Origin of the sequence: Fibrella aestuarina BUZ 2 (assembly GCF_000331105.1) — a bacterium.
GTDB classification, from domain to species: Bacteria; Bacteroidota; Bacteroidia; order Cytophagales; family Spirosomataceae; genus Fibrella; species Fibrella aestuarina.
In genome coordinates, this window is record NC_020054.1 from 790,433 (window position 1) to 803,514 (window position 13,082).

The 13,082-nt window shown below is 56.6% G+C and carries 8 protein-coding genes; 5 read left to right on the forward strand and 3 right to left on the reverse strand.

The features are described 5' to 3' along the window. Positions 1-538 precede the first annotated feature (538 nt). The gene (locus FAES_RS03120; protein ID WP_158408746.1) at positions 539-985 is read left to right on the forward strand and encodes a hypothetical protein; all 447 of its coding nucleotides are present in this window, start codon (positions 539-541) and stop codon (positions 983-985) included. A 177-nt stretch (positions 986-1,162) separates the two neighbouring features. Here the strand turns inward: FAES_RS03120 and carB are convergent, their stop codons facing one another. Together carB and FAES_RS30585 are read right to left on the reverse strand one after the other, a co-directional pair. Then, positions 1,163-4,036: a carbamoyl-phosphate synthase large subunit gene (gene carB / locus FAES_RS03125; RefSeq protein WP_015329739.1), complete on the reverse strand. Its 2,874-nt coding sequence runs from the start codon at positions 4,034-4,036 to the stop codon at positions 1,163-1,165. 269 nt (positions 4,037-4,305) lie between these two features. Continuing rightward, positions 4,306-4,464 carry a hypothetical protein gene (locus tag FAES_RS30585; RefSeq protein WP_015329740.1) on the reverse strand — a complete coding sequence of 53 codons (159 nt, stop codon included), beginning with the start codon at positions 4,462-4,464 and terminating at the stop codon, positions 4,306-4,308. Between the two features lie 309 nt (positions 4,465-4,773). Between FAES_RS30585 and FAES_RS03135 the strand changes: the two genes are divergently transcribed. From FAES_RS03135 to FAES_RS03150, 4 genes are all read left to right on the forward strand, one after another. Then, positions 4,774-6,192 (forward strand): hypothetical protein, encoded by a 1,419-nt coding sequence (locus tag FAES_RS03135; RefSeq protein ID WP_041257465.1) that lies wholly within the window; start codon positions 4,774-4,776, stop codon positions 6,190-6,192. After that, a complete protein-coding gene (locus FAES_RS03140; protein WP_015329742.1) occupies positions 6,189-7,331 on the forward strand; it encodes a CaiB/BaiF CoA transferase family protein in 1,143 nt (380 codons plus the stop codon). The genes FAES_RS03135 and FAES_RS03140 overlap by 4 nt, the downstream gene beginning before the upstream one ends. 400 nt (positions 7,332-7,731) lie before the next feature. Beyond that, positions 7,732-9,390, forward strand: a complete 1,659-nt coding sequence (locus FAES_RS03145) for a T9SS type B sorting domain-containing protein (protein ID WP_015329743.1) — start codon at positions 7,732-7,734, stop codon at positions 9,388-9,390. A gap of 106 nt (positions 9,391-9,496) precedes the next feature. Then, a complete protein-coding gene (locus tag FAES_RS03150) occupies positions 9,497-11,992 on the forward strand; it encodes an OmpA family protein (RefSeq protein WP_015329744.1) in 2,496 nt (831 codons plus the stop codon). Between the two features lie 8 nt (positions 11,993-12,000). Here the strand turns inward: FAES_RS03150 and aroC are convergent, their stop codons facing one another. Continuing rightward, positions 12,001-13,080, reverse strand: coding sequence for a chorismate synthase (gene aroC, locus FAES_RS03155; protein ID WP_015329745.1), 1,080 nt, complete (start codon positions 13,078-13,080; stop codon positions 12,001-12,003). Positions 13,081-13,082: the final 2 nt, after the last annotated feature.

Here is a 13,082-nt window from a genome sequence, read left to right on the forward strand (position 1 = left end):
GCTTAGGGAAATTAGGCACCTGAACGCCCTGAGCAAAGACCGAGCGCGGCGTGACAACCAGCAAAATCGATGGATCTGGATGCGCAAACGTTTGCACGTCGTAGGACAAACGTTTGCGCACTACAGCAGAAAAACAACGATTTTAGTAGACTACTTTGCTAGTAGCGTAAATTTCAGCTTGTCATGCCTGAATGTATGGGACACTAATGAGAAGTCGGCGTAACTCATCCGGGCACTCAGAGTAGACCTTCAGGGAAAAACCATCTTTGAGGCCATCGATGAAGCACCTGTCTTCTCCGGTCGATTTCATCTCGGGGCCGAATTCTTTGTTGACGTTCGGGAATGTTATGTGAGCCATGAGCGCTCAGAGAAAGCAACATGCAGTGAGTGAGCGTATTAGAAGCAGGTTAGTAACTGGTTCAAATTACGGTTGATGCTTGCGCGCTGCTTCACAGATTGTATACCTTTCTACCGCAGTGCTTCATCACAACATACTTACTACTACCCACTTATGTCCTGTATTGTCTCCATCCCGCTTATGTTGTATCTGTTGGTAGCAGCAAATCCGTCCTTACTCGATACAGCTCCCTTGGATAAGGACCCGACCTACAAGAAAGTAATAAGCCGACGGGTTACTTACCCTCCAGTGTCTGATCAACACAAGATCGCTCTGATGGTCTACGCGCGCTTTACGATTAACGAACGTGGGCACGTTGAGCATGTCAAAATCATAAGACATCCCACTGAAGAGGTTCACCACAAGTTTTACGATGCCGTCGTGGAATCAGCGCTCAAGCGGCTTCCTCCTTTAAATCCAAGCTACGTTGGTCATTACATCCTACCGGTTTCCTTCTCCTTAAGAGATGAACACAATGGTCAGCTACTTATACCAGAAGATGTTGGCTATTACGGCGAACAGGTTAATAGTGTGATGCTGCAACCTGTTAAGGTTATAGGCTACAGAAGGTATAGAGTACAAAACTAAATCTGAGCCAAGAACCCATCGCTTCTACGTGGTCGATTCTTCATGGGCGCGTGGTTATAAGCTGGTGCATACCATCTGGTATTACTGGTATCAGGCTTACTAGCTAAAAATGGAATCGGCCAACGTACCTAGATTATTCAGGTACGTTGGCCGATTCCATTTTTTAGCTAGTAAGTCCTACCGGCTCAGATACAGATTGCGCTCGGAGTAGACCTTGAGGAAAAACTCATCCTTGAGGTCGTCGATGAAATAGATGCCTTCGCCGGTCGATTTCATTTCGGGGCCGAGTTCTTTGTTCACGTTCGGGAATTTGTTGAACGAGAACACCGGAATCTTGATGGCGTATCCCTTCTTCACCGGGTTAAATGTGAAGTCGGTCACCTTCGCACCCAGCATCACCTTCGTGGCGTAGTTGACATACGGCTCCTGGTAGGCTTTGCAGATAAACGGCACCGTGCGGCTGGCGCGCGGGTTGGCCTCGATCACGTACACCTTCTCGTCTTTGATGGCGAACTGAATGTTGATCAACCCTTTGGTTTTCAGCGCCACCGCAATCTTTTTGGTGTACTCTTCGATCTGCGCAATCACCGCCTCACTCAGGTCGAAGGGTGGGAGCAGTGCATACGAGTCGCCCGAGTGGATACCCGCCGGTTCGATATGTTCCATAATCCCGATGATGTACACATTCTCGCCGTCGCAGATGGCATCCGATTCGGCTTCGATGGCGTTTTCGAGGAAATGGTCGAGCAGGATGTTGTTGTCGGGAATGTCGCTCAGGATCTTCATCACGTGCTGCTCCAGCTCCGTTTCGTTGATGACGATCTTCATGCTCTGCCCGCCCAACACGTAGCTGGGCCGTACCAGCAGTGGGAAGCCCAGCTCCCGCGACAGGTCGATGGCTGCCTCTGATTCGCGCACCGTCCCGAACTTCGGGTACGGAATGTCGAGCTCGCGCAGCATGCCCGAGAAGAGGCCCCGATCTTCGGCCAGGTCGAGGGCCTCCCAACTCGTACCGATGATCTTGATGCCGTAGCGCGTCAGTTTCTCGGCCATTTTTAGGGCCGTCTGCCCGCCCAGCTGCACAATTACGCCTTCGGGTTGCTCGTGCTGAATGATGGCGTGCACGTGCTCCCAGAACACCGGCTCGAAGTACAGCTTATCGGCAATATCGGGGTCGGTCGAGACGGTTTCTGGGTTACAGTTGATCATGATCGTCTCGTAGCCCGCCTCTTTGGCGGCCAGTACACCGTGGACGCACGAGTAGTCAAACTCGATCCCCTGCCCAATACGGTTCGGGCCTGAACCCAGAATCACCACTTTCTTGCGGTTCGACCGGATCGACTCGTTGCCGGGCAGGTCAGACACCGGTTCGGGCCGGTCGAGCGTGATGGGCAACTGGTTGTTGAAGGTCGAGTAGTAGTAGGGCGTTTTGGCCTCAAACTCCGCCGCGCAGGTATCCACGCACTTGTACACCCGGCGGATGTTGTGGTTCTGGCGGTAGTTGTAAATCTTGCTCTCACGTACCTGCAGGATGTGCGCCAGCTGCCGGTCGGCGTAGCCTTTCTGCTTGGCCGTGCGCAGCAGTTCGGGCGGCAGGTCGTCGAGGTCGTACTGGGCAATCTCGCGCTCCAGTTCGATCAGCTCTTCGATCTGATGCAGGAACCAGGGGTCGATTTTGGTCAGCTTCCGAATGGTGCTGAACGACATACCCGCCTTGAAGGCATCGTAGATATGGAACAGGCGGTTCCAGCTCGGGTGCTCCAGGCTGTGTTTCAGCGCGTTGATGTCGGTCAGCTCCCGGCCATCGGCACCCAGCCCGTTGCGCCGGATTTCGAGGCTCTGACAGGCTTTTTGCAGGGCTTCCTGGAAGTTCCGCCCAATGCCCATCGCCTCACCCACCGACTTCATCTGTAGGCCCAGCGATCGGTCGGCGCCGGGGAATTTGTCGAAGTTCCAGCGCGGTACTTTCACGATCACGTAGTCGATCGCCGGCTCGAAAAAGGCCGACGTCGTGCCCGTGATCGGGTTGATCAGTTCGTCGAGGTTATACCCCACGGCCATTTTCGCCGCGATCCGGGCGATGGGATAGCCTGTAGCTTTCGATGCCAGCGCCGACGACCGGCTCACCCGCGGGTTCACCTCGATCACGATGATATCGTCGGTTTCGGGGTTGACCGAAAACTGGATGTTACAGCCACCGGCAAATTGCCCGATGCCGTTCATCACCCGAATGGCCAGATCGCGCATTTGCTGATACAGCGTGTCGGGCAGGGTCATGGCGGGGGCTACCGTGATGCTGTCGCCGGTATGCACGCCCATCGGGTCGAAGTTCTCGATCGAACAGACGATGATGAAGTTGCCGTTCCCGTCGCGCAGCAGTTCGAGCTCATACTCTTTCCAGCCCATGACACTTTGCTCCACCAGCACCTCGTGAACGGGTGAGGCGTGCAGGCCGTGGGTCAGCGCTTTGTCGAAATCTTCGGGTACGTTGACGAAACCGCCACCGGTTCCCCCCAGCGTGAACGAGGGCCGGATAACGAGCGGGAAGCCAATTTCCTGCGCGATCTCTTTGCCTTCCAGAAACGAGCGGGCCGTGCGGCCTTTGCAGACACCGGCACCCAACTGAAGCATCAGCAGGCGGAACTTCTCGCGGTCTTCGGTGGTCTCGATGGCCTTGATGTCGACGCCGATGATCTGAACATCGTACTTCTCCCAGATACCGGCCTTGTCGCAGTCGATGGCGAGGTTGAGGGCGGTCTGACCGCCCATCGTGGGCAACACGGCGTTGATGGGTTTCCCCATTTGCTGGTGTTTTTCCAGAATCTCGATGATCGACTTTTTCTCCAGCGGTTTCAGGTACACATAGTCCGCGTTGATCGGGTCGGTCATGATCGTGGCCGGATTGGAGTTGATCAGCGCCACCTCGATACCTTCTTCGCGGATAGACCGGGCAGCTTGTGAACCCGAGTAGTCGAATTCGCATGCCTGACCGATGACGATGGGGCCGGAGCCGATGATAAGAACCGAGCGGAGATTGGGATTTTTGGGCATGATGGGGCCAAAAAGACGGATATAACGAACAAATAACGCCTTGATTCTGACCAGCCTCGGTCGAGAGGTATGGGCAAAAATCCCGCAAAAGTAGGGGGTATAGCGGCGGAATACAACCAGAATGCCCGTTAAAATCAGATATAACCGGTTGGCCTCATTTGATAAACCAGTATTTTCGAAGAAGTAGCGTACCACATACACTTAAAAGGGCGTTTCGGTCTGTTAGCCGAAACGCCCTTTTAAGGTTCGTTGTCAATCGCCTTGTGCCGTTACCGGCTGCCGTTACGGCTGTTGCTGTGGCCCGAGTGTCCATGACCACCACGTTCGTCGGCTAGTTTGGTCTTGGTCTTGCCGCCGGGCGTCCCCTGGCGACCCATCGGTGCGTGATTGTCTTCAGGTTCCTGTTTGCTCTTATTGGCGTTGGTCATGTATCGCTCCCCGTTGGGGCGCTGATGACTCGTGTCGTGGGCGTCGTGGTTACGCGTGTGTTCGCCATGCGGCTGATTGTCGTTCGAGCCCGGCTGGTCAGTGGTTTTGTGGTTAGCGATAGTTGTAGCAGTCTATTAGTTATATAGATTTATAACTGACCGGATTCGCTACTGTTTACCGTTGGGGCAGCTAATTAGCTTTTGGTATGCCTGTCCCTCAGAAACCATAGACCAATCATGTGCCTATGCGCCCTATGCCGTAACTTCGGGTCGTTTCGTACCCCGCAACCTGTACCTTTTGTATACGTTATGAGTCAACGCATCGCTACGCTTGTCGTTTTTTCTATCCTGCTGCTCGGCTGTGCGACCTACGAACCGCCCCGTGATATCAACACGCCGTATACCTTCCCCAACCGGGGTGGCGATGGGCCAGCCGTGAAACCGCCGCCGCCTACCACGCGGGTGTTTGTCAGCAATGCGCTGATCAAGCTGGGTATCGACCCTAACCTGGGCGGCGCCATCACCTACCTGTCGGAAGCCAACGGAACAAACATGATCAACAATCATGATTATGGCCGGCAAGTGCAGAATAGCCTGTATTCGGGACCGGTGCCTTACGAACCCAACGGGCAGAAACCCCACCCAGCCTGGGCAACCAACGGCTGGAATCCCGTTCAGGTAGGCGATTACAGCGGCACCCCCGCGCGCAGCATCGAATGGCGTAAGATCGATAGCACGCACCTGTATACAAAAGCGACGGGCATTCAGTGGCCACTCGTGAACGTACCTGGCGAATGCACCATGGAGCATTGGTACGAATTGCGCGATAACACCGTACGGGTCCGCAGTCGAACGACCGTACAGCGCACCGACACCTCATTCTACAACCCGAGTTATCAGGAGACACCATCGGTTTACCTCAACGGTCCCTATCACCGATTTGTCAGCTATCAGGGTGATCGGCCATTTACGAATGATGCAATCAGCGATCGAACCTTCACCAACAAGTCGGAGGTGCAGTATTGCTCCGAAAACTGGGCAGCTATCGTCAACGGGCAGGGCAGAGGGATCGGGCTCTACAAACCCAACGAGTTTAACTGGGGCGGTGGTTTCTGGGGTTCGTCCCAAACAGGCGACGAGTATGACAACGCTACCGGCTACGTAGCGGCATTGCCCGTCGACCAGATGGATTACAACGGCGTCTACGAATACGAGTATGTGTTGATCGTTGGGTCGGTTAACACCATTCGGCAGTTTGCCTACAGCCAGCCTCGCCCGCGCAACACGCCCGATTTTGTGTTCGACACAGGTCGAAAAGGCTGGTCGTACTTCAATACGCGTGATCAGGGCTGGCCGATCCAGACGACACTGAACGTACGGTGGGAAGGATTACGGCCCGATCGGTTCCGGGTAGCCAGCCCGTTTATGTTTGTACCAGCCAGCAACGTACCCAGGCTCTACATACAGGCCGCATTCTCGACCAACGCAACGTCGGCGCACCTGATCTGGACCCGGCAGGGCGACAACGATTTTCGCCACAAACCCAATCAGGAACTCGACTTTCCCATCATTGGCGACGGGCAAATGCGGGTGTATGAAATCGACCTGAGCCGGGTCGCCAGTTGGCAGGGCGTCATCTCCCGAATTGGGTTGGAACCAACGAGCATTGAAGGCCTACAGAAGGGCGGGCTGATGCGCCTGAAGAGCGTGACCACCACCCGACCATGACCCGCACCCCCACCACCGGCCCCTTGCAGGGGCTACGCATTCTCGACCTGACGCGCCTGCTGCCCGGCCCGCTGGGCACGATGTTGATGGCCGATATGGGGGCCGACGTCACCAAGATCGAGAACCCCAATAGCCCCGATTATGTCAGCGTATTTCCGCCGCATATCAACGGTGTGTCGGTCAATTACCTGGCCTACAATCGGTCGAAGAAAACGCTTACCCTCGACTACACGACGCCCGACGGCCGTGAGGCTTTTTTCCGGTTACTCGACACCGCCGACGTCGTGGTCGAGCAATTTCGGCCCGGTCATCTGGATCGCCTGGGCATAGGGTATCAGGCCGCTGCTGCCCGTAATCCGGGTATCATTTATGTATCGATAACGGGTTACGGCCAAACCGGACCGTATGCGCACCTGGCTGGCCACGACCTCAATTACCTGGGCCTGTCGGGCGTGCTGAGCCTGACGGGACAGCCCGACGAACCACCAACTGTGCCGGGTGTACAGCTGGCTGATATTATGGGTGGAGCATACAGCTGTGTGATGGCTACGCTGGCCGCGGTCTATGCCCGCCACCGAACCGGAACTGGTCAGCAGGTTGATGTGTCGATGACCGACTGTGTCATGCCGTTGTTATCGGTGGCGCAGGCATTGTATGCGGGTACTGGCAACGTACCCAGGCGGGGCGAAATGCCGCTGTCGGGTGGGCAACCCAACTATGGTGTTTATCGGTGCCGTGACGAAAAGCGCGCGGATACCGAGGCAGTTCAGCCTAACTATATAGTGCTGGGTACGTTGGAGCCCAAGTTCTGGCAGAAGTTTTGTGCCCTGGTCGATCGTCCCGACTGGCTGGCGTTCATGCTGCCCCAAACTCCCGACGAACTAGCTACCTACAAAGCGCAGATTCAGGCCCTGATTGCCGAACGTACCCAGGCCGAGTGGACTGCCTTTGGCATCGAGCATGACCTGCTGATCACCCCCGTGCTCACCCTCGACGAACTCCCGCATCACCCTTATCATCAGGCTAGGCACATGATCGACACGCAGTTGCATCCTGTTGCCGGTGAGGTGCCCCTGATTGGTGTACCGATCAAATTTTCAGATACCCCCGCCACGCCTACCGGGTGGCTTACGGCGTAAGCAATACCACCAGTTTGCTATTGATGTAAGTATTTGCCTGATTTTATAAACGGCGTCGTATTTGTTGTTTATTTTAGAAATTTGGTTTCAATAGCGTTAAAATACAGGCTATTTGCAACAAGGCGGGGATTGTTCAGTTTCCAAATTTTGGGCATAAATACTCTATTTTGTCTGGCATGATTTGTGAGGCTAACTGGCAGCTTCATATGAAATGATGCCGTTATCGTTGGCACTACCTGAATTCCGATAGAATGGCCGTTGGCTTAGTCAAACAGCCCCGCAAAGGCTTTTAAGGCGAAGTTGGCATGAAATTCGTCATCCATTGGGCGAAATCGCGACAACGAACAACGGCTTGGTGAAAACGGCAATTGGGCACTTAATAGGGTGGTGGCTTGGGGTAATGATAACCCTGACGGGCAAGGCATTGGCATTGCCGTTGGCGCATCCGGTTGCTCCTGCTTCACTGACCTGCACCACGCCGCCACCCCTCATTCGGGGGGATCGGACCCTGATTTGCCGCGGCGAGACCGTTCAGTTACGGGCTGCCGACTGTGCTGGTACCGTCGTTTGGTCCACAGGTGATTCGGGTGCATCCATTCAGGTGACGCCCCATCAGACTACTCGATACACCGCCGTTTGTCGGTTGGCCGAAGGGTGCGTCAGTTGCTTTGCCGATGCGTACACCGTGGCGGTTGTCACGCCCGGTGCTCCTGAGGTAGTCGCATCTGCGCCTGTCGTTTGTCCGGGCAACGCCGTCACGCTCACCGCTGCCTGCACGGCCGGCGTTGTGGCGTGGACCGACGCTTCGCTGACGGGTTCGACGCCCGTGGTGTATCCGACTCAAACGACCAGCTATGGCGCCACCTGCGTGCAGAGCGGTTGTCGGTCCAATCCGGCTCCGCCCATAACGGTCCAGCTTGCATTGCCCACCATTCCTACAGTATCGATTCAAAACGCACCCAATACCCTCTGCTCAGGTCAGTCGGTGACCTTGCTGGCCGAGGCCTGCGCCGGACAGGTCTACTGGTCTGATGGCCAAGTGGGGGCCTCCCGCCGCCTTACGGTTGGGTCGGTAACGCGCTTCCGAGCCGTTTGCCGGGTGGGTAGCTGCCAAAGCGACAGTTCGGCCGTGCTGACACTGCCGTTGGTTTCCCGGCCATTCAGTCCATCGCTGGCAGCGGTTGTCCGAAATACCTGTCCGTTTCAAACCGCCGATTTGGCACGGTCGCTAGATGGCGTCTTCGATCCTCAACTGACCTATGAATTCCGGATGGGTTCGGCGCCAGATGCTCCTCTTGTGCCCTCGCCTGGGTCGGTGCTGGCCGATACGTATTATGCGTTCGCTCGTACGCGTGAAGGCTGCGTAAGTCAACCAGTAGCGATATCGGCCAACGTAACGCCCTGTGCTAACGGCATCGCGCCTTGCCTGAGTAACCCACCCTCGGCGCTGGTGTGGCTCGATACGCTCGATCAGGCCCGGGGGCTGGTGTGCCTTCAGGCGCGCCTGCGGGGCTCAGCCACCGAACCCGCCTGGGCATGTACCGGCACGGGCCTGCTGACTCAACAGCAGAGCGTTCGGCCCCGTTATGTTGCCTCGGAAGACGATCGGCAGCGCGGCACGGTTACGTTTACGCTCACGACACCCGACCCCGACGGCAGTGGCCCCTGCGTTGGGGCACTGGCGCGGCTGACGGTACCGCTGTCGGCGTCGATCAACGTACCTGACAAAAAAGATTCGACACTCGTCTTAAATCCTAATACACCCGAGTCGTCTGTCGTTTTTATACCGGAAGGCTTCTCGCCCAACGACGACGGCGTCAACGATCGCTTCGTGATTCGGGGCGTGCCGGCGTCGGCAACGGTGAGTCTGGAGGTGTTCAACCGCTGGGGACATCGGGTTTATGTGAATCCAGATTATCAAAACGACTGGGACGGGACGGCCAATCAGGGCATTCGCCCCAGTAACACCGAAACGGGCCTGCCCGACGGTACCTATTTCTATGTTGCACGGATTAGCGACGGACGCGAATATGTTCGTTTCTTGATCATATCTCGGTGACGGGCCGTTTGTATTTGGGTCTACTAGAGTAGAAGGGTATGTGAACACACTAAGGCCCTGACTACTCTGGACAGCTGACCTACAGACAGACAAATCGCTGTTAAGAATGAAACGATTTTTACTGATAGCACTCGGATTTCTGCTGCTGAGCAACACGCTGGCCTGGGCTGGTCTTGCTCAGCAACCCGATTCGTTGCTACAGCAGGCCGACCGTATGCTCAGTTACAAGGCATACGGGCGGGCCATCGACCTCTACACCCAATTGTTAAGCACGCCCTCACTGACGGTTGATCAGCGGGCTACTGTGCAGGCCAATCTGGCGCAGGCCTATCAGGCTATTGGCGACAATGTAAAAGCCGAACGGACCTTTCGCGAGTGGCTAACGACCATTCCGCAGGGGCAGGAGCAACCCGCCGTTTTGCTGGCCTACGCGCAGACATTGGTTAGCAACGGTAAATACGCGGAGGCGCAGGTCCAGTTCGACCGGTATCAGCTCATCCGGGAGCGAGCCCGTTTCCGGTTACCAAGCCCCATCCCCACCTCATCGCAGGGCGCTCCAGCTGGGCGGCGTGATCCGGTTCGTTACCAGATCGAAGACCTGGATCTGAATTCGCCCAACGAAGAGTTTAGTCCCATGTTTTACCGGGATGGCCTCGTTTACGTGGCCGGCAGGAAAGGAGGCGCCCCCATCGAAACCAGTGGCAGCGGTGGCGGCGCAGGCTATCTAGATCTGATCTACGTCGTAAACCGGGGTATGCTCAACGCCCGTCGCCGGTTCGATGCTGATGGCGAACCAATCAAAGAGACGCCGGGAACGAACGCCACTACGCAGTCGAAAAATCCGTGGCTCGTTGGGCAGGATTACTATACCCGGCCAACATCCAATGATTCGCGCACACCGGTCGGTTTTGAGGCAGGTATCAACGTGGCGCAGGGGTTAGGCTACGAACGGAATGCGGTCGATCTGGCGAAAGAGTTTAGCCGGACGCTCAACACGCGCTATCACGAAGGCCCCGCTACCTTCTCGGCCGATGGGTCGCGGATCGTGTTTACCCGTAACAACTACAGCGACGGAAAAGCCAAAACCAGCGCGGAGAACGTCAATAAGCTTAAACTCTACACGGCTCAGCAGGCCAACGGTACCTGGGTTAACATCGAAGAACTGCCCTTCAACAGTGACGAATACTCGGTAGGCCACCCGGCCCTGGCCAAAGGCACTGACGGTACCCCCGACCAGCTACTGTTTTTTGCGTCCGATATGCCCGGTGGCTTTGGGGGTACGGACTTGTACGTGTCGAAGTGGACGAACGGCAAATGGGGTGAACCCATCAATCTGGGGCCAACCATCAACACCCAAAGCAACGAGCTCTTTCCGTTTGCCGATGAAAACGGAAACCTGTATTTCGCCACCGATGGACGGCGGGGGAAAGGCGGGCTGGATATTTTCTTTGCAGCGATGGATGGCACTACCGTTGAGTCAATCGAAACCATTGATGCACCTATTAACTCCAGCGGCGATGATTTTGGTCTGATCACCGACGGAAGCCGCCGAACGGGGTATTTCAGCAGTAACCGCAATGGGTCTGACGATATTTTCCGCTTTTCGCGCCAGAGTTCGCTCTATGGCTGCCGCGACCTGACCATCCGCATCTACGCGCCCGGTACCGACGTACCCATCGACAGCGCAACGGTATTGGCGAAAGGCAACCGCACCGGCCAAACCGATCAGATGCTGATGGTTGATAAAAACGGGTTTGTGCGGATGTGTCTCGAAGCCGAAAGCGACTACACGTTTACCGCCTCACGCGATGGCTACGTGAACGCAACGGTTGGCTTCTCGACCAAAAACCTGACCGATGATCAACCCTCGCGGCTGGAGATTCCGCTGGTACCGCCCACGGTCATCATCGACACCGTATATGCCATGCCTGAAGCCACCACCCGGCGCCCGGCCCGCCCGCTGACCAATTCACGCATCAAAGGCATCGTGTTGAGTGAAGGGAACGGTGCGCCCATCGAAGGCGTGACGGTGCGGCTCAAGAATGAGTGCAACGGCGCCATCGTGAAGACCGAAACGAATGCGGATGGCTCCTATGAATTTGATATCAAGGAAGGCTGCGACTACACGCTGATCGCCAGCAAACCTACGTATGGGACCAGCACCAGCCGGGTACGAAAGCTGGCCAAGAAGTCGAAACCCGACGAACTGATGGCCACGCCATTCCGGATGTTGCGCGAAGGCGACGTGGTTACGATGGATAACATCTATTACGACATGGGCAACGCCAGCATCCGCACCGACGCTGCGCGTGAACTCGACAAGATGGTAGCCACTATGCAGCACTACCCCACGCTGGTGATCGAGATTCGGTCACACACCGACAGCCGGGGCGATGCCGCTGTCAATAAAGCGCTCTCGACCCGGCGGGCGCGGGCCGTAGTCGACTACATGGCCTCGAAAGGCATCAGCCGGTCGCGCATGCGGGCCATTGGTTACGGCGAAAGTATGCTAGTCAATAATTGCACCGACGGGGTCATCTGCACCGAAGGCGAGCATCAGCGCAACCGCCGTACCGAGTTCAAAGTGCTGGCGATCAAGTAGCCCGCCGCTTACAGCTTTGCGCTTTTGCTGCGCAGCCACATATCGGCCAGCACCAGCGCAGCCATCGCTTCCACAATCGGTACGGCCCGGGGTACAACGCAGGGATCATGGCGCCCCTTGCCACTAACCGTGACGGCATTGCCCGCCGCATCCACACTGGCCTGGTCCTGCATGATGGTGGCAACGGGCTTGAAAGCGGTACGGAAATAGATGGTCTCGCCATTGCTGATGCCGCCCTGAATACCCCCCGACTGGTTGGTGCGGGTACGTACCTGACCCGCTTCGTCGGTGTAGAATTCGTCGTTATGCTGCGAGCCATATTGCTCGGCGCCCGCAAAGCCGCTGCCGTATTCAAAGCCTTTTACCGCGTTGATGCTCAACATGGCCTTGCCCAATTCAGCGTGCAATTTGTCGAAAACTGGTTCGCCCCAGCCGGCGGGTACACCCGTGCACACGCAGTCGACTACACCACCGATGCTGTCGCCCTGCTTGCGGGTTTCATCGATGAGGGCAAACATCTGCTCAGCGGTAGCCGGATCGGGGCAGCGCACGGCATTGTCTTCGGCCAGCGCCAGATTCAGTTCCGAATAGGATTTTTCCAGTTTGAGTTTCCCAACCTGCGACACGTAGGCCTGCACCGAAACGCCCAGCTGGCGCAGCAGCAATTTGGCCACCGCCCCCGCCGCTACCCGTGCCGCCGTCTCGCGCGCCGACGACCGGCCCCCGCCCCGGTAGTCGCGGGTGCCGTATTTAGACTGATAGGTGTAGTCGGCGTGGCTCGGCCGAAACTGCTGGGCAATGTGGCCGTAATCCTTGCTGCGCTGATCGGTGTTGCGAATCACGAGCGCGATGGGTGTGCCCTGCGTGACGCCCTCAAACACACCCGATAGCACCTCGAACTCATCGGCTTCGCGCCGTTGGGTCGTGATGCGCGATTGGCCGGGTTTGCGCCGGTCCAATTCGGCCTGAATGAAATCAGTATCGAACGCCAGACCCGCCGGGCAACCGTCGATGGTGACGCCAATCGCCGCGCCATGCGACTCGCCGAAGGTGGCTATTTTGAAGAGAATTCCGTAGGTGCTGCTCACGA